The organism is Pseudomonas sp. DVZ6 (genome assembly GCF_024259445.1).
Classification (GTDB): Bacteria; Pseudomonadota; Gammaproteobacteria; order Pseudomonadales; family Pseudomonadaceae; genus Aquipseudomonas; species Aquipseudomonas peradeniyensis.
On sequence record NZ_JANCLM010000007.1, the window covers coordinates 25,885 to 43,633 of the forward strand.

18 protein-coding genes are annotated in these 17,749 nt (G+C 64.7%); 9 read left to right on the forward strand and 9 right to left on the reverse strand.

Annotated elements, in window-relative coordinates:
• Positions 1-37: 37 nt before the first annotated feature.
• The gene (locus NMG10_RS05835) at positions 38-370 is read right to left on the reverse strand and encodes a DOPA 4,5-dioxygenase family protein (RefSeq protein ID WP_254463950.1); all 333 of its coding nucleotides are present in this window, start codon (positions 368-370) and stop codon (positions 38-40) included.
• A 160-nt stretch (positions 371-530) separates the two neighbouring features.
• The gene (locus tag NMG10_RS05840; protein ID WP_232855453.1) at positions 531-1,427 is read right to left on the reverse strand and encodes a LysR family transcriptional regulator; all 897 of its coding nucleotides are present in this window, start codon (positions 1,425-1,427) and stop codon (positions 531-533) included.
• Between the two features lie 108 nt (positions 1,428-1,535).
• Between NMG10_RS05840 and betC the strand changes: the two genes are divergently transcribed.
• The 3 genes from betC to NMG10_RS05855 all read left to right on the forward strand — a co-directional run bounded on the left by betC (position 1,536) and on the right by NMG10_RS05855 (position 5,706).
• A complete protein-coding gene (gene betC / locus NMG10_RS05845; protein WP_232855452.1) occupies positions 1,536-3,053 on the forward strand; it encodes a choline-sulfatase in 1,518 nt (505 codons plus the stop codon).
• Between the two features lie 14 nt (positions 3,054-3,067).
• Positions 3,068-3,991 carry a choline ABC transporter substrate-binding protein gene (gene choX, locus NMG10_RS05850; protein WP_232855451.1) on the forward strand — a complete coding sequence of 308 codons (924 nt, stop codon included), beginning with the start codon at positions 3,068-3,070 and terminating at the stop codon, positions 3,989-3,991.
• 149 nt (positions 3,992-4,140) lie between these two features.
• Positions 4,141-5,706, forward strand: coding sequence for a SulP family inorganic anion transporter (locus tag NMG10_RS05855; RefSeq protein ID WP_254463951.1), 1,566 nt, complete (start codon positions 4,141-4,143; stop codon positions 5,704-5,706).
• 124 nt (positions 5,707-5,830) lie between these two features.
• On the opposite strand, the gene aroE is transcribed toward NMG10_RS05855, so the two are convergent.
• Both aroE and hemF read right to left on the reverse strand, forming a co-directional pair.
• Positions 5,831-6,655, reverse strand: coding sequence for a shikimate dehydrogenase (gene aroE / locus NMG10_RS05860; protein ID WP_254463952.1), 825 nt, complete (start codon positions 6,653-6,655; stop codon positions 5,831-5,833).
• Between the two features lie 25 nt (positions 6,656-6,680).
• Entirely contained in the window at positions 6,681-7,592 is a 912-nt protein-coding gene (hemF, locus tag NMG10_RS05865) for an oxygen-dependent coproporphyrinogen oxidase (RefSeq protein ID WP_232855447.1), read from the reverse strand.
• Between the two features lie 132 nt (positions 7,593-7,724).
• Between hemF and NMG10_RS05870 the strand changes: the two genes are divergently transcribed.
• The gene (locus NMG10_RS05870) at positions 7,725-8,702 is read left to right on the forward strand and encodes an NADPH:quinone reductase (RefSeq protein WP_254463953.1); all 978 of its coding nucleotides are present in this window, start codon (positions 7,725-7,727) and stop codon (positions 8,700-8,702) included.
• Positions 8,703-8,800: 98 nt separating this feature from the next.
• Here NMG10_RS05870 and NMG10_RS05875 read toward each other — a convergent pair whose 3' ends face one another.
• The 3 genes from NMG10_RS05875 to dprA all read right to left on the reverse strand — a co-directional run bounded on the left by NMG10_RS05875 (position 8,801) and on the right by dprA (position 11,240).
• Positions 8,801-9,112 (reverse strand): DUF3077 domain-containing protein, encoded by a 312-nt coding sequence (locus tag NMG10_RS05875; protein ID WP_254463954.1) that lies wholly within the window; start codon positions 9,110-9,112, stop codon positions 8,801-8,803.
• Positions 9,113-9,545: 433 nt separating this feature from the next.
• Complete coding sequence (locus NMG10_RS05880; RefSeq protein WP_028690052.1) at positions 9,546-10,103, reverse strand: L-threonylcarbamoyladenylate synthase; 558 nt, start codon at positions 10,101-10,103, stop codon at positions 9,546-9,548.
• Positions 10,104-10,142: 39 nt separating this feature from the next.
• Positions 10,143-11,240 (reverse strand): DNA-processing protein DprA, encoded by a 1,098-nt coding sequence (gene dprA / locus NMG10_RS05885; RefSeq protein WP_232855444.1) that lies wholly within the window; start codon positions 11,238-11,240, stop codon positions 10,143-10,145.
• Positions 11,241-11,448: 208 nt separating this feature from the next.
• Between dprA and def the strand changes: the two genes are divergently transcribed.
• The 5 genes from def (at position 11,449) to NMG10_RS05910 (ending at position 16,091) form a co-directional block, all read left to right on the forward strand.
• Positions 11,449-11,955 (forward strand): peptide deformylase, encoded by a 507-nt coding sequence (gene def, locus NMG10_RS05890; protein ID WP_028690050.1) that lies wholly within the window; start codon positions 11,449-11,451, stop codon positions 11,953-11,955.
• Positions 11,956-12,017: 62 nt separating this feature from the next.
• A complete protein-coding gene (gene fmt, locus NMG10_RS05895; RefSeq protein WP_254463955.1) occupies positions 12,018-12,950 on the forward strand; it encodes a methionyl-tRNA formyltransferase in 933 nt (310 codons plus the stop codon).
• The gene (rsmB, locus tag NMG10_RS05900) at positions 12,947-14,257 is read left to right on the forward strand and encodes a 16S rRNA (cytosine(967)-C(5))-methyltransferase RsmB (protein ID WP_232855442.1); all 1,311 of its coding nucleotides are present in this window, start codon (positions 12,947-12,949) and stop codon (positions 14,255-14,257) included. Before fmt ends, rsmB begins: the two co-directional genes overlap by 4 nt.
• Positions 14,258-14,283: 26 nt before the next feature.
• Entirely contained in the window at positions 14,284-15,657 is a 1,374-nt protein-coding gene (gene trkA, locus NMG10_RS05905) for a Trk system potassium transporter TrkA (protein ID WP_050707620.1), read from the forward strand.
• Positions 15,658-15,782: 125 nt separating this feature from the next.
• Positions 15,783-16,091, forward strand: coding sequence for a tetratricopeptide repeat protein (locus NMG10_RS05910; RefSeq protein ID WP_186712233.1), 309 nt, complete (start codon positions 15,783-15,785; stop codon positions 16,089-16,091).
• Between the two features lie 108 nt (positions 16,092-16,199).
• Here NMG10_RS05910 and NMG10_RS05915 read toward each other — a convergent pair whose 3' ends face one another.
• Complete coding sequence (locus NMG10_RS05915) at positions 16,200-17,087, reverse strand: lysophospholipid acyltransferase (RefSeq protein ID WP_203649220.1); 888 nt, start codon at positions 17,085-17,087, stop codon at positions 16,200-16,202.
• A gap of 41 nt (positions 17,088-17,128) precedes the next feature.
• Positions 17,129-17,680: a DNA-3-methyladenine glycosylase I gene (locus NMG10_RS05920; protein WP_050707617.1), complete on the reverse strand. Its 552-nt coding sequence runs from the start codon at positions 17,678-17,680 to the stop codon at positions 17,129-17,131.
• Between the last annotated feature and the right edge of the window lie 69 nt (positions 17,681-17,749).

The following is a 17,749-nucleotide window of genomic DNA, read 5'->3' on the forward strand; positions in this document are numbered from 1 at the left end:
GTTTACCCGCGAAGAGGCCCGCACAGGCAACAACGATCTACTCTTTGAAAATCGACAGATCCAACGGCCTGATCGCCCCCATCCAGATCGCATGATCGCGGTGATCCGCCAGCTCATCCCCGGTTTCCGGGTGCAGGAACACCACCAGCCCATTGCGATACAGCGCCAGCCACGGCAGCACCACGCCGACCACTTCCGGCCCGAAGGCCAACTGGCAGCTCCAGTCCGGGTGCGGCCCGACCGGCTTCTGGTGCATGCGCCCCATGGTCACGGAGAACAGGCGCGCCGCCTCCTCGCACAGCTCACGGGCCTGTTCCATGGTCGATGCGTCGTAGTACACGTGGGCGTGATAGCCCTTGATCCTTTGCACGGTGGCTCCTGATTACAGTAATACGAACATCTGGAAGTCTACGCCATCCCTGTAGGAGCGGCCTTGTGCCGCGAAAGGGGCGCGAAGCGGCCCCAGATTATGGCAATCCCGCAACACTACCGGGGCTGCTTTGCAGCCCTTTCGCGGCACAAGGCCGCTCCTACATGCGCTCCAGCTCCAGCCAATCTACGAACCGCTGGATCAGCGCCCCGCGTCGTTTGCGCGGCGGCAGCACTACGTAATACCCGCGCTCCGACCGCAGACTGCCTTCCATAGGCCGACACAACAACCCTTGCTCGACCAGCCCATCAACCAGGTGCGCCCAACCGATGGCCACCCCTTGCCCGGCAATCGCGGCCTGAATCAGCAGCGTGTAGTTATCAAACCGTAGTTGCCCGGACGGAGGCGGGCTGTCTACACCAAGACCACGAAACACCCCCGCCCAATCGAACCAGCGACTGGCCTGCTCGCCCTTCAGATGCAGCAAGGGCAATCGTTGCAAAGCCACGGCTGACAAGGGTTTGCCATGAGCCAGCCGCGGACTGCAGACCGGGAAGACCTCCTCGTCGAACAACCAGCGGCTCTCACCCTGGTGAAAGCGCCCATCGCCAAACAGCACCGCCACATCGATGTCCGGGCGCAACATCCCCTGGCTGCGCTCGCCGGTGACCAGGCTCACATCCACCTGTGGATTGGCCTCGTGAAAGCGTTGCAAGCGCGGCATCAGCCAGAACGCCGCGAAGGCGAAGTCGGTGGCCACCTGCAACACCTCGCGCTGCCCGCGGCCACTGGCCTGGGCAACACCCTCGTCCATGGCCTGCAACCCTTGATGCACCTGTTCGAACAGCAACTGGCCCGCTTCGGTCAGCTCGATGCCCCGGTAGATGCGATCGAACAATCGCGTCCCCAGCCGCGCCTCCAGGCGCTTCACCTGCTGGCTCACCGCCGGCTGCGTGGTGCCCAGCTCCAGGGCAGCGGCAGTAAAGCCACGCAGACGTGCGGCGGCCTCGAATACACGCAGGGCATCGAGGGACAGTTCCGCAAGGTGCTCAAACATAAGCTTGGCTAATCCCAGTCATTGCCCGACGTGGGCTTTACCCACGTTATCCACAGCACCATGCTGGATTGCAAGCGTTCTCCATAACCCTCGACGATGGAAGTCACCATGAAGCAACCCAACATACTGTTCATCATGGCCGACCAGATGGCCGCGCCGCTGCTGCCGATCTACACCCCGTCGCCGATCAGGATGCCCAACCTGGCGCGCCTCGCCGAGCAGGCCGTGGTGTTCGATTCCGCCTACTGCAACAGCCCGCTGTGCGCCCCCTCGCGCTTCACCCTGGTCAGCGGCCAGTTGCCCAGCCGCATCGGCGCCTATGACAACGCCGCCGATTTCCCCGCCGATATACCGACTTACGCCCACTACCTGCGCCGCCTCGGCTACCGCACCGCGCTGTCGGGCAAGATGCATTTCTGCGGCCCGGACCAGTTGCATGGCTATGAGCAAAGACTGACCAGCGACATCTACCCGGCCGATTACGGCTGGGCGGTGAACTGGGACGCCCCCGACGAGCGCCCTAGCTGGTACCACAACATGTCCTCGGTGTTGCAGGCCGGACCCTGCGTGCGTACCAACCAGCTGGATTTCGACGAAGAGGTGGTGTTCAAGGCACGCCAGTACCTCTACGACCACGTGCGCGAAGACGATGGCCGGCCCTTCTGCCTGACCGTGTCGATGACCCACCCGCATGACCCGTACACCATCCCCAAACGCTACTGGAATCTCTACGAGGCGGTGGATATCCCGCAGCCCCGCGACATGATCGCCCAGAGCCAGCAAGACCCGCACTCGCAACGCCTGCTCAAGGTCTACGACCTGTGGGACAAGCCGCTGCCCGTGGACAAGATCCGCGATGCCCGCCGCGCCTACTTCGGCGCCTGCAGCTACATCGACGACAATATCGGCCTGCTTGTGCAGACGCTGGAAGACTGCGGCCTGGCCGACGACACCCTGATCGTCTTCTCCGGCGACCACGGCGACATGCTTGGCGAGCGCGGGCTCTGGTACAAGATGCACTGGTTCGAGATGTCGGCGCGGGTGCCGTTGCTGATCCACGCGCCCAAACGCTTCGCACCAGCGCGGGTCAGCGCCAGCGTATCCACCTGCGATCTGCTGCCGACCCTGGTCGAGTTGGCCGGCGGCGCTGTGGATAACACCCTTCATCTGGACGGCCGCTCGCTGCTCGGCCACCTGCAAGGGCAGGGGGGCCATGACGAGGTGATCGGCGAGTACATGGCCGAAGGCACCGTCGGCCCGCTGATGATGATCCGCCGCGGCGCATACAAGTTCGTGTACAGCGAGGACGACCCCTGTTTACTCTACGACCTGAGCCGCGACCCGCACGAGCGGGAGAACCTCACCGGCAGCCCGGAGCACCAGGCGCTGCTGCAGGCATTTGTCGATGAAGCACGCCAGCGCTGGGATATCCCCAGCCTGCGCCAGCAGGTGCTGGCCAGCCAGCGCCGCCGCCGCCTGGTGGCCGAGGCGCTGGCCATCGGCACGCTGAAAAGCTGGGACCACCAACCCCTGGTGGACGCCAGCCAACAGTACATGCGCAACCACATCGATCTCGACGACCTCGAGCGCAAGGCACGTTATCCACAGCCCGCACCCCTGGATTGAGAAGAGAGGCCGCCATGCAGAAGTTCTCCACCGCCGTGCTCGCCCTGGCCCTGAGCCTGGGCACGGCCCACGCCGCCGACGGCGACGCGCAATGCAGCACCGTGAAGCTGGCCGACCCCGGCTGGAGCGATATTGCCAGCACCAACGCTGTCGCCCGCCTGCTCCTGGAAAGCCTGGGTTACCAGGTGAAGATTGACAGCCTGGCCGTGCCGATCATCTACGGCGGCCTCAAGGATGGCCGGGTGGATGCCTTCCTCGGCAACTGGATGCCGGCGCAGCAGGGTTTTCATGACAAGTTCATCGCCAATGGCGACGTGCAGCAGTTGGCGCGCAACCTGGAGGGCACCGAGTTCACCCTGGCGGTGCCCGATTATGTGTGGGAGGCCGGCGTGAAGGACTTCGCCGACCTGCACAAGTACGCCGACAAGTTCGACAAGAAGCTCTATGGCATCGGCTCCGGCGCGCCGGCCAACCTGTCGCTGAAGGAGATCATCGACAAGAACGACTTCGAGCTCGGCCAGTGGAAGCTGGTCGAGTCCAGCGAGCAGGCGATGTTGGCCCAGGTGGATCGGGCAGTGAAGAAGCAGCAGTTCATCACCTTCCTGGGTTGGACCCCGCACCCGATGAACGTGAAGTTGAAGATGCATTACCTCACGGGTGGCGAAAAATGGTTTGGCAGCAAAGGTGATGTGTACACGCTGACCCGCAAGGGATATCCACAGGTGTGCCCGAATGCGGCGAAGTTGCTGGGCAACCTGACGTTCACGCTGGATATGGAGAACAGCATCATGGCCGAGGTTGTGGATAAGAAGGTGAGCTTTGATGAGGCAGCCAGGGGTTGGGTGAAGGCCCATCCACAGGTGCTTAATGCCTGGCTCGCGGGGGTGACCACCAAAGCTGGCGGGGATGCAGCAGAAACGGTCAAAGCCAAACTCTGATTTTTGTCTGTTAGGCTGCCGGGGCCGCTTTGCGGCCCTTTCGCGGCACAAGGCCGCTCCTACAGGCGAGCGCGAATCCCTGTAGGAGCGGCCTTGTGCCGCGAAACGAGGGCAAAGCCCTCGCCAGCGATACTGAACAGGAATGACGCATGTCTCGTCTTACCCACCTGCTGCCCTTCCTCACCTGGGTCCCCCGCCAATCGGGCCGCAGCCTGCGCCAGGACATGCTGGTGGGCCTGAGCGGCGCCATCCTCGCCCTGCCGCAATCTATCGCCTACGCCCTGATCGCCGGCCTGCCCGCCGAGTACGGCCTGTACGCCGCCATCGTGCCGGTGCTGGTCGCCTGCCTATGGGGCTCTTCCTGGCACCTGATCTGCGGCCCCACCGCCGCTATCTCCATCGTCCTGTACGCCAGCATCAGCCCACTGGCCGTGGTCGGCAGCGCCGACTACGTGACCCTGGTGCTGCTGCTGACCTTTCTCGGCGGCATCTTCCAACTCTTGCTGGGGCTGCTGCGCTTCGGCGCGCTGGTCAACTTCGTCTCCCATTCGGTGGTGCTGGGCTTCACCCTCGGTGCCGCCGTTGTCATCGCCCTGGGCCAATTGCCCAACCTGCTGGGCCTGGACCTACCTAGCCAGGCCACGGCTCTGAAGACCGTGCAGGAACTGGCTGGCCATATGGGCGAGGTCGACATGCCTTCGCTGGTCCTGGGACTGAGCACCCTGGTGATTGGCGGGGTGTTGAAGCTTTGGCGTCCACGTTGGCCGAGCCTGTTGATAAGTCTGCTGCTGGTCAGCCTGGCGGCTTGGCTGTTGCCCGGCGTGTTCGGCCATGTGCCACGCGTGCCTGCTTTCATCGGCCAGTTGCCACCGCTCAGCCCACTGCCGCTACTCGATGTGGAACTGATGCTGCGCCTGCTGCCCAGCGCCGTGGCTGTCGGTATGCTCGGGCTGGTCACCAGCCTGTCCATAGCCCGTTCGCTGTCCGCCCGTTCCGAGCAACTGATCGACGCCAACCAGGAGATCCGCGCCCAGGGCCTGTCGAACATCATGGGGGCATTGTTCTCCGGCTACCTGTCCTCCGGCTCCTTTACCCGCTCCGGGCTCAGCTACGACGCAGGCGCCCGCTCACCGTTGGCCGGGGTGTTCTCGGCGCTGTGGGTGGCGCTGTTCGCGGTTGCTGGTGCCGGGCTGATCGCCCATCTGCCGATCCCGGCAATGGCAGGCAGCATCCTGCTGATCTGCTGGGGGCTGGTGGACCATCGCGGCATCCGCGCGCTGTTCCGGGTCAGCCGCTCGGAGTTCCTGGTGATGGCGCTGACCGCCGCCGCGACCCTGCTGCTGGAGCTGCAAACGGCGATCTACGCCGGGGTGCTGGCATCGCTGTTCTTCTACCTCAAGCGCACCTCGAGGCCGCGAGTGCAGCAGAGCCGGGAAGGGGAGGCGGACGTGTTGCGGGTGGGCGGGTCGATCTTCTTCGGCGCGGCGCATTACCTGCAGGTGCGCTTGCAGCGCTGCCAGGGGCCGCATGTGGTGATCGATGCGCGACAGGTGAACTTCATCGACTATTCGGGTGTGGATATGTTGCACCGCGAGGCGCGTCGGCTGATGCGCCTTGGCGGCAGCCTGACGCTGCACCGGGCCCGGCCGCAAGTGATCGAGGAGTTACAGAAGCTGGAGGGGGTGGAGCAGTGTCCGATCCGGTTCGATGATTGACCTTTTAGATCCTGGGGCTGCTTTGCAGCCCTTTCGCGGCACAAGGCCGCTCCTACAAGAGTGCGCGGTCCTCTGTAGGAGCGGCCTTGTGCCGCGAAAGGGCCGCAAAGCGGCCCCAGCAATCTCAGCTACGAGCGAGTAGTCGGCGCAGCTCATCCAAGACCGGCCCAGTCTCCGGCCTAACTCCCCGCCAGATAAAGAACGCCTCAGCCGCCTGCTCGGCCAGCATCCCCAGCCCATCCAGCACCTTGGCCGCGCCAAGCTTGGTGGCCCACTGGCAGAACGGCGTCGGCTCCTTGCCATACATCATGTCATAGCAGACCGTGCGCCCCGCCTCGACCAGGCTGTCGGCAATCGGCGGCAGCTCGCCGGACAGGCTCGCCGAAGTGGCGTTGATGATCACGTCCACCGGCTCCTGCAACCAGCCGAAACCACTGGCCACCACCGGCCCAAGCTCATCGAATTCGCGCGCCAGTTGCTCGGCCTTTTCCACGGTGCGGTTGGCGATAACCAGCGATTGCGGGTTGTGCGCCAGGATAGGCTCCAGCACACCTCGAACAGCACCGCCGGCGCCAAGGATAAGGATGCGCTTGCCAGTCAAGACCACCCCGGCGTTCACCGTCAGGTCACGCACCAGCCCCGCACCGTCGGTGTTGTCACCCTGCAAGGTGCCGTCAGCCAGCTTGGTCAGGGTGTTCACCGCACCGGCACGCTGTGCACGCGGGGTGAGGCTGTCGCACAGGCGATAGGCCTCTTCCTTGAACGGCACGGTGACGTTGGCGCCGCTGCCTTGCTTGAAGAAGCCTGTGGCGCAGTCGCTGAACTCATCCAGCGGCGCCAGCAGGGTGCCGTACTCCAGGTCCTGGCCGGTCTGGTCGGCGAACAGGCGGTGGATCAGCGGCGACTTGCTGTGGCCGATGGGGTTGCCGAATACGACGTATTGGTCCATGAGGGCTCCTCGGTTATCCACTGGCTTACTGGGCGAGCCAGTCGCGGTCCTGCAGGAAGTAGTCGGTCAGGAGCGCTTCCTCGCTGCCAGGCTCCGCTTTCCAATCGTAACCCCAGCGTACCTGCGGCGGCAGCGACATCAGGATCGACTCGGTGCGACCGCCTGACTGCAAACCGAACAGGGTGCCGCGGTCGTAGACCAGGTTGAACTCGACGTAGCGGCCACGGCGGTATTCCTGGAATTCACGCTGCTTGGCAGTGTACGGCGTGTCTTTGCGGCGCTGGATGATCGGCAGATAGGCATCGACGTAGGCGTCGCCGATGGCGCGCATGAAGGCGAAGCAGGTGTCGAAGTCCCACTCGTTCAGGTCGTCGAAGAACAGGCCGCCAATGCCACGCGGCTCGCCACGGTGCTTGAGGTGGAAATAGCGGTCGCACCAGGCCTTGTAGTGTGGGTAGACATCGGCGCCGAACGGCGCGCAGGCCTGCTCGGCGACGCGGTGCCAGTGCACGCAGTCTTCTTCATTGCCGTAGTACGGGGTCAGGTCGAAGCCACCGCCGAACCACCATACCGCCTCTTCGCCTTCTTTTTCGGCGATGAAGAAGCGCACGTTGGCGTGGGAAGTCGGCACATGCGGGTTGTGCGGGTGGATCACCAGCGACACGCCCAGGGCCTCGAAACCACGGCCCGCCAGCTCCGGCCGGTGGGCACTGGCCGACGGCGGCAGGCCGGCGCCGAACACGTGGGAAAAATTCACCCCACCTTTCTCGATCACCTTGCCCTCGCCGATCACCCGTGTGCGACCGCCGCCGCCGGCATCGCGCACCCAGGCATCCTCGACGAAGCGGGCGCCGCCGTCTTCGGTTTCGAGGGCAGAGCAGATGCGGTCTTGCAGGTCGAGCAGGTAGGCTTTTACGGCCTCGGTGCGGCTGGTCATCGGGTCACCTGGAAGGAGCGGGAAAATTCGCCGCGTAGCATACCACCGGCCGACGCCGCGTCGCAGTTGACGGCGGTCAAGCAAAGGCGTCCGATAGAAGGCCTTTGCGACCCTCGACAACAGGAGTGTGTGATGGCCAAGCGTATCCAGTTCAGCCAGCATGGCGGCCCGGAAGTCCTGCAACTGGTGGAGTTCGACCCGGCACCGCCCGGCCCGCAGCAAGTGCGGGTGCGTAACCATGCGATCGGCTTGAATTTCATCGACACCTATTTCCGCAGCGGGCTGTATGCGCCGCCTGCGCTGCCGTCTGGCCTGGGCACCGAAGCGGCCGGCGTGGTCGAGGCGGTGGGCGAGGGCGTCAGCCGGATCAAGGTCGGCGACCGCGTGGCCTATGCCGGTGGGCCGCTGGGGGCCTACAGCGAGGTGCATACGCTGCCGGAGGCCAACCTGGTGAAGCTGCCGGAGGCGATCAGCTTCGAACAGGCGGCAGCGGTGATGCTCAAGGGGCTGACCACGCAGTATTTGCTCAAGCAGACCCATGCCGTGCAGCCGGGGGACTTCGTGCTGTTCCACGCCGCCGCCGGCGGTGTGGGGTCGCTGGCATGCCAGTGGGCCAAGGCACTGGGGGCGAAGCTGATCGGTACCGTCAGCTCTGCTGAGAAAGCCGAACGGGCCAAGGCCCTCGGCGCCTGGGCGACCATCGACTACAGCCATGAAGACGTGGCGGAGCGCGTGCTGGAGCTGACCGACGGTCAGAAGTGCTCGGTGGTGTATGACGGAGTGGGCGCCGATACCTGGCTGACTTCGCTGGATTGCCTGCGGCCGCGCGGTTTGATGGTCAGCTTTGGCAATGCCTCCGGCGCGGTAACCGGGGTCAACTTGGGGATCCTGTCGCAGAAGGGGTCGTTGTATGTCACCCGGCCGACGCTGGGGAGCTACGCCAACAATGCCGAGAACACCCAGGCAATGGCTGACGACCTGTTCGCGATGATCGCCAGTGGCAAGCTCGCTGTGGATATCCAGCAGCGGTATCCATTGAGCGAGGCGGCCAAGGCGCAGACGGAGTTGTCGGCGCGGCGGACTGTTGGCTCGACTGTGCTTCTACCTTGAGGGCCCTATCGCGGGGCAAGTCGCAGCGGCGCACCGCCGCTCCCACGCCATAATCAGAGACCGGCGTGGGAGCGGGCTTGCCCCGCGATTGCGTCAGTTCAGCCGGCGGGTTTCTTCAACGCTGGAGCCGACTCGAGGCCATCGAGCATCGCCTCCACCAACCCCTCCGCCATTTCCAGCGAATGCAGGCTGGACCAGTACATGCCTCGCCCCTCATCGCGCAGGTGGTCGAGGGCCTTGATGCCGGTGTCGTAGGCACAGCGCAGGTAGAGCGCGACGTGTACCAGGGCGTCGTGGGCTTCGATGTTGGGGTTTACGGTGAAGAGTGGAGGGTGGCCGGCGTCGCAGCGGCCGAAAGGGTGGGTTGTGGTGTTTGGGAGTGGTGGATCGGGAACAAGCTTTCTAGTCATGGGAATTCGCTCCTTAAAAAACCACCGGCCCCGCTACCACGCGAATTGGGTGGCGACTGTACGCGAGGTGGTAGACCCGGGCGATTCCCAAACCAGGCAGGCTCGAAAGCCTCCCACGCACAGCCGCCATGGACTGACATGGGAAATCGAATACCCGGGCTACCACACCCGATCGCCAAATTATTCGGCGATGGTCTGGAGCCTAGAGGCAGGAGTTCCCACTGAGAAGGTAATGGCAGTCGACAGACTGCGTAGGATATTTCTCTGAATTCAGAATGGGCAGCCATCTGGGTGCAAATCAGAAAAATCGGCGGGGATTCTGGGGCCGCTTTGCGGCCCTTTCGCGGCACAAGGCCGCTCCTACAGGGGATCGCGATTGCCTGTAGGAGCGGCCTTGTGCCGCGAAACGAGGGCGAAGCCCTCGCCAGCGGTATCAACCCGGGCGCACAACCTCGCCGGTCGCCAGGTCGCGAATCAGGCTCGGGTTCTTCCGCCCACCCAACGCCCCACCCAGCACCATATCCAGCTCGTTGTGGAAATACTGCTCCACCCGCAACCGACTCTTGGCCGCCGGCCGCCCGGCCGGGTTGCAGGAGGTGGAGATCAGCGGCCCGACCAGCGCGCACAACTCCCGCACCTGTGGATGATCGCTGACCCGCAGCGCCACGGTGTCGTGCTGCCCGGTCACCCATTCGGGCAGCAGGCCCTGGTGCGGCACCAGCCAGGTGTTAGGCCCTGGCCAAGTGGCGCTCATGCGGTCGATCCAGTCCTGGGGGAAATCCTCGAACAGAAAGTCGAACTGGCGGATGTTGTCGGCGACCAGGATCAGCCCTTTATCCACAGGGCGCGACTTGAGCGCCAGCAGGCGATACACCGCGTCCTCGTTCCACGGGTCGCAGCCCAGGCCCCAGACCGCTTCCGTCGGATAGGCGATCACCGCACCCGCCTTCACCTCGCGCGCGGCTTGTTGCACACGCCAACTGCTCACCATTTTCCGTCTCTCCGCATAAACGCCGTGCGCGCAGTGTACTTAGCCGGCACGGGCAAACCAACGCCCGGCTTCGTTGCTCACCCGGCCTTCGAGCTCCAGCTCGGTGAGACTGGCAAGCACCTGGGCCAACGGCAGGCCGCTGCTGTGGGCCAGGCCCTCGCTGGTGTGGGGGGCAGCGTGGAGCAGGGCGAGCAGGGGATGGGCGGGTTTATCCACAACTGCGGGCGGCAGGTTCTGCCAACCGCGCAGGCTGTCGAGGATCTGCTCCACGCTTTCCACCAGCAGGGCGCCATCGCGGATCAGCTGGTGGCAGCCCTTGGCGCCGGGGTGATGAATGGACCCAGGAATCGCGTACACCTCCCGCCCCTGTTCGGCGGCGAGCCGTGCGGTGATCAACGAGCCACTGGCGAGGCTGGCCTCGACCACCAGCACACCCAGCGACAAGCCGCTGATGATCCGGTTACGGCGCGGAAAGTTGCCGGCCAGTGGCCCAGCGTCCAGCGGATACTCGGAAACCAGCGCGCTACCGCTGTCGATCATCGCCCTGGCCAGGTCACGGTGGCGCTGTGGATAAAGTTTTTGCAACCCCGTGCCGAGCACCCCGATGGTGTACCCGCCAGCCTTCAACGCAGCCCGATGAGCGGCACCGTCGACGCCCAGTGCCAGCCCGCTGGTGATGGTGAAACCCGCCTGGGAAAGGCATCGGGAAAACGCGCCCGCGGTATCCAGCGCCGGGGGTGAAGCACGCCTGCTGCCCACGATCGCCAGTTGCGGTTGCTCGAGCAAAGCGGGCTCGCCCGCGACGAACAACAGCGGCGGCGGATCGTCTATCTCGGCCAGCAACGCCGGGTAGCCAGGCCTGTCCCACATCAGTAAATGCTGGCCCGGACGCTCTATCCAGCGCATTGCAGCCAATGCGCCGTCGCGCACTTGCGGGCTGCGCCGGGCGTCTATACTGGCATCCTTCAGCCCCAACGCCTGCCAGGCGCTGGCCGGCGCGCTGAGTGCCGACGAGGCACTGCCGAACGCGTCGATGAGGGTATGGAAACGACGCAAGCCAATATCCGGAAGGCTATGAAGACGCAGTCGCGCCTCCAGTTCCGCAGGCGGACAAGGCGACGAACGGGATGGGTTCATGGTGGATCGTCCTTGATCGACAGGGGGCCAGATACGTGGCACAACCTGTGGATATCTTTGTGAATAACACTTTGAAAAGCTGTCCATGAAATGGCAGCTATCAAGCCCATAGAGACCCTAGCCAAGCTTCACAGGTGCCGAACGCCCCATTTCCCTTTATTATGTGTGCTCAGTTTTCAACCGACCGCACAGTGACTGCCTGACCACCATGGCCATTTTGAACATTCTCGAATTCCCCGATCCGCGCCTGCGCACCATCGCCAAACCGGTGACGGAGTTTGACGACGCCTTGAGCCAGCTGATCGACGACATGTTCGAGACCATGTACGAGGCGCCTGGCATCGGCCTGGCCGCCACCCAGGTCAACGTGCACAAGCAGGTCGTGGTGATGGACCTGAGCGAAGACCGTAGCGAGCCGCGCGTCTTCATCAACCCCACGGTCGAGGAACTGACCCACGACATGGGTCAGTACCAGGAAGGCTGCCTGTCGGTGCCCGGCTTCTACGAGAACGTCGACCGCCCGCTGCGCGTTCGGGTCAAGGCCCAGGACCGCGACGGCAAGCCCTACGAACTGGAATGCGAAGGCCTGCTGGCGGTGTGTGTGCAGCACGAGTTCGATCACCTCAACGGCAAGCTGTTCGTCGACTACCTGTCCCAGCTCAAACGCGACCGGATCAAGAAGAAGCTGGAAAAGCAGCACCGCCAGCAAGCCTGATCCCCACCTTCCAGAAGGCTTGCTCCGGCAAGCCTTTTTCTTTTTGAAGAAGCGAGAACTCCATGCGCATCGTCTTCGCAGGCACTCCAGAGTTTGCCGCCGAACACCTCAAGGCCCTGCTCGACAGCCCGTACGAGATCGTGGCCGTCTACACCCAGCCCGACCGCCCGGCCGGCCGTGGCCAGAAGCTCATGCCGAGCGCGGTCAAGGCGCTGGCCGTGGCCCATGACATCCCGGTGTACCAGCCGCAGACCCTGCGCAATGCCGATGCACAAGCCGAACTCGCCGCACTGAAGCCGGACCTGATGGTGGTGGTCGCCTACGGGCTGATCCTGCCCCAGGCTGTGCTGGATATCCCGCGCCTGGGTTGCATCAACAGCCACGCCTCCCTGCTGCCACGCTGGCGCGGCGCGGCGCCGATCCAGCGCGCCGTGGAAGCCGGCGACGCCGAGAGCGGCGTGACCGTGATGCGCATGGAAGCCGGCCTGGATACCGGCCCGATGCTGCTCAAGGTGGTCACCCCGATCAGCGCCGAGGATACCGGTGGCACCCTGCATGACCGCCTCGCCGAAATGGGCCCACCTGCTGTAGTCCAGGCAATTGCCGGCTTGGCCGACGGTTCGCTGCAAGGTGAAGTCCAGGACGATGCCCTGGCCACCTACGCCCACAAGCTGAACAAGGACGAAGCACGCATCGACTGGAGCCGCCCGGCCGTGGAGCTGGAGCGCCTGATCCGTGCCTTCAACCCCTGGCCGGTGTGCCACAGCACCCTCGACGGCGAAAGCGTGAAGGTGCTGGCCGCCAACTTGTCCACAGGCCAGGGCGCCCCCGGTGAAATCCTCTCCGCCAGCAAGGACGGCCTGGTCGTCGCCTGCGGTGACGGCGCCCTGAGCCTGACCCGCCTGCAACTGCCCGGCGGCAAGGCCCTGGCCTTCAGCGACCTGTTCAACAGCCGCCGCGAGAAGTTCGCCAGCGGCAAGGTGCTTGGCCAATGAACCCACGCCTGGCCGCCGCCCGCGCCCTTGCCGCCGTGCTCAGCGGCAAGGCCTCGCTGAACAGCTCGTTGCCGGCGCAACTGGACAAGGTCGAAGAGCGCGACCGTGGCCTGACCCAGGACCTGGCCTTCGGTACCGCCCGCTGGCAGCCGCGCCTGGACCTGCTGGCCGCGCAACTGCTGCAGAAGCCGTTCAAGGCCGCCGACGCCGATGTACAGGCGCTGCTGCTGGTCGGCCTGTACCAGCTGTTCTACACGCGCATCCCGGCCCACGCCGCCATCGGCGAGACCGTGGGTTGCGCCGACAAGCTCAAGAAGCCGTGGGCCAAGGGCCTGCTCAATGCCGTGCTGCGCCGCGCCCAGCGTGAAGGCGAGGAGCTGCTCGCCGGCATGGAACGCGACCCCGTGGTACGCACCGCACACCCGCGCTGGCTGCAGAAGGCGCTGAAAACGTTCTGGCCGGAGCAATGGGAAGCCATCTGCGCCGCCAACAACGCCCACCCGCCGATGATCCTGCGGATCAACCGCCGCCACCACAGCCGCGACGCCTACCTGGTGCTGCTGGCCGAGGCTGGCATCCAGGCCAGCGCCTGCCAGTTCAGCCGCGACGGTATCGTCCTGGCCGAAGCCTGCGACGTACGTGGTTTGCCGGGCTTCGCCGACGGCTGGGTGAGCGTGCAGGACGAAGCCGCGCAACTGTCCGCCGACCTGCTCGAACTGGCCCCCGGCCAGCGCGTGCTCGACGCCTGCTGCGCCCCGGGCGGCAAGACCTGCCACCTGCTGGAAGCCGAACCTGGCCTGGCCCACATGGTCGCCATCGACCTGGAAGCCAAACGCCTGGCCCGCGTGCGCGAGAACCTCGACCGCCTCAAGCTCGACGCCGAGCTGATCGCCTGCGACGCCCGCGACACCACCAGTTGGTGGGACGGCAAGCCATTCCAGCGCATCCTGCTCGATGCGCCCTGCTCGGCCACCGGCGTGATCCGCCGCCACCCGGACATCAAGCTGACCCGCCAGGCCGAGGACATCCCGGCCCTGGCAACGCTGCAAGGCGAGCTGCTCGATGCCTTGTGGCCGACCCTGGAAGTGGGCGGCATGCTGCTTTACGCGACCTGCTCGAGCCTGCCAACCGAGAACACCGAAGTGATCGACGCCTTCCTCGCCCGCACCCCCGGCGCCCGCGAGCTGGACCTGGCCCTTGAGGCCGGCCTGCGCCAGCCCCACGGCCGCCAGCTGCTGGCCCAGGAAGGCGGCCACGACGGGTTCTACTATGCCAAGCTGATCAAGATTGCCGCCTCGCGCGGGTAAAGAACAAAAAGGGTAGGGAGTAGCGGATGAAGATCATCATCCTCGGCGCAGGCCAGGTAGGCGGTACGCTGGCAGAGCACCTGGCCAGCGAAGCCAACGACATCACCGTGGTCGACACCGACAGCGAGCGCCTGCGCGACCTGGGCGATCGCCTGGACATCCGCACCGTGCAGGGCCGCGCCTCGCTGCCGACGGTGCTGCGCCAGGCCGGCGCCGACGACGCCGACATGCTGGTGGCGGTGACCAACAGCGACGAGACCAACATGGTCGCCTGCCAGGTCGCCTATTCGTTGTTCCACACCCCGACCAAGATCGCCCGGGTGCGCGAGTCGGCCTACCTGACCCGCGAAGAGCTGTTCGACAACGACCACATCCCGGTGGACGTGCTGATCAGCCCCGAGCAGGTGGTGACCAACTACATCAAGCGCCTGATCGAACACCCGGGCTCGCTGCAGGTGATCGACTTCGCCGAAGGCAAGGCCCAACTGGTGGCGGTCAGGGCCTACTACGGCGGCCCGCTGGTGGGCCAGCAACTGCGCCAGATCCGCGCCCACATGCCCAACGTCGACACCCGCGTGGCGGCGATCTTCCGTCGTGACCGGCCGATCACGCCCCAGGGCGACACGGTGATCGAGGCCGACGATGAGGTGTTCTTCATCGCCGCGAAGAAGGACATCCGCGCGGTGATGGGCGAGCTGCGGCGTATCGACGAGACCAACAAGCGCGTGGTCATCGCCGGCGGCGGACAGATCGGCGAGCGCCTGGCCGAGGCCATCGAGAGTCGCTACCAGGTAAAGATCATCGAGATGAACCCGGCGCGCTGCCGCTACCTCTCCGACACCCTCGAAAGCACCGTGGTGCTGCAGGGCAGCGCCTCCGACCGCGACCTGATGCTCGAAGAGAACATCGCCGACGCCGACATCTTCCTGGCCCTGACCAATGACGACGAGGCCAACATCATGTCGTCGCTGCTGGCCAAGCGCCTGGGCTCGCGCAAGGTGATGACCATCATCAACAACCCGGCCTACGTCGACCTGGTGCAGGGCGGCGAGATCGACATCGCCATCAGCCCGCAGCTGGCCACCATCGGCACCTTGCTGGCCCACGTGCGCCGCGGCGATATCGTCAGCGTGCACTCGCTACGCCGCGGCGCGGCCGAGGCCATCGAGGCGGTGGCCCATGGCGATTCGAAGTCGAGCAAGGTAGTGGGCAAGGCCATCGAGGACATCTCGCTGCCGCCGGGCACCACCATCGGCGCGATCATCCGCGACGAGGAAGTGCTGATCGCCCACGACGACACGGTGATCGAGTCGGGCGACCATGTGATCCTGTTCGTTGTGGATAAAAAGCATATTCGGGACGTGGAGAAGCTGTTCCACGTGGGCCTGAGTTTTTTCTAGAAGAGAAAGCCAACCCCTGTGGGAGCGGGTTTACCCGCGAATACGATTGCCGATTCAGCGACGCATTCGCGGGTGAACCCGCTCCCACAGGCGCCCGCAACATCATGGATTCGGGAGAGAAACCTATGCGCGAATCGCTGGAGAAGATGCTGGCCAAGGGTGTGGATAACCCGCTGCTGAGGTTCGGGCTGGGCAAGGCCTGGCTGGACGAGGGCAATGGGGCTGAAGCAGCGGTGCACCTGGCAGCTTGTGTGAAGCAGGATCCGAAGTACTCGGCGGCGTGGAAACTGCTGGGGAAGGCGTATCAGTTGAGCGGGGATCTGGACGGCGCGCGCAAGGCCTGGGAAGAGGGGATCGTCGCGGCGCAGGCCCATGGCGACAAGCAGGCTGAGAAAGAGATGACCGTGTTCCTGAAGAAATTGAACAAGATCTGAGATCGCCGGGGCTGCTTTGCAGCCCTTTCGCGGCACAAGGCCGCTCCTACAGGGGATCGCGGTCACCTTGTAGGAGCGGCCTTGTGCCGCGAAGCGCCCCCAGCAATCTCAATACCAGCGCGGCTCGCCCGCCGGACGCTTCTTGAAGCGCTTCATGCTCCACATGTACTGGCTCGGGTACTCGCGCACATAACGCTCGACCACCTTGCTCATGGCCGCCGCCGATTCAGTCACATCGGTGCTGTACATCGCTTCCGGCGCCGCTTCCAGGAACACCTTGAAGCCCGAGCCATCCGGCAACCGCAGGGCATGCAGGAAAACACCCACCGCCTTGCCGCCAGCCAGCATGTTCGGCACGAACTTGCTGGTCAGCGCCTGGGTGCCGAGGAACGGCACGAACACGCCCGCCGACTCCGCCGGCTCCGGGTCGGCCGGAATCCCCACCTGGCCACCCCGACGCACTTCCTTGATCACGCTGAGGATGCCTTCCTTGGTCGAAGGCGCCACGCGGTTGCCCATCTGTACGCGCTGTTCACGCAGCAAGTCATCCACAGCCTTCAATTTGGGCGGGCGGTAGAAGATGATCGGTTTGCACTGGTTGCAGTAGAAGTGGTTGAGCACCTCCCAGTTGCCCAGGTGGCTGGTGATGCCGACCACGCCCTTGCCCGAGGCCAGGGCCTGCTCCAGCACTTCCAGGCCGTGCACTTCCTTGACCAGCTCCAGCGAGCGCTGCGGCGGCCAGATCCAGGCGCAGGCGCTCTCGACAAACGACTTGCCGATATCCTTCAACGCGCGGCCAACCAGCTGCTCGCGCTCGACCGGGTCCATCTCCGGGAAACACTTGGCCAGGTTGATCCGCACGACATTGCGCGAGCCATTGGGGATTTTCCACATCAGCCAGCCGATACCGGCGCCGACGCGCTGCACAGCGCCCCAGGGCAGCTTGGCAAACAGGCGCAGCACCCCGACCATCAGGGCGCCCTTGAACTTTTCCACAGGCGAATTCCTTATTTCAGCAAGGCGCGCATTGTACCCCGTCAGCGCACCAGCGCGGCGTAACGATCACAGTCGGTGGTGTGGTCCATGACCATGCCGGTGGCCTGCATGAAGGCGTAGCAGATGGTCGGCCCGACAAAGGTGAAGCCGGCCTTCTGCAGGGCCTTGCTCATGGCCTTGGCCTCATCGGTGACCGCCGGCACGTCGCCGCGCCCCTGGAACTGGTTGATCTTCGGCGCACCGCCGACGAACGACCACAGCCATTCGGCGGGGTTATCCACAGCCAGCCAGGCCTGGGCATTGCGGCGCACGGCCTTGAGCTTGAGGCGGTTGCGAATGATGCCGGGATCAAGCATCAGCTCCTCGATGCGCTCGTCGCTCAGGCGCGCCAGTTTCACCGGATCGAAGCCATCCAGCACCTGGCGATAGCGCTCGCGTTTCTTCAGTACCGTGATCCACGACAACCCCGCCTGGAACCCTTCGAGCAAAAGCATCTCGAAGAGCAACGCCGGATCGCGCTGCGGCGTTCCCCACTCATGGTCGTGATAGGCCTGGTACAACGGATCGTCGGAACACCAAAAGCAGCGTGGCATAAGGCTCCAATAACGTAGAGGGCGAGGCGAATCGGGTATACTCCCGCTCTTTACATCCGCATCCCCAGA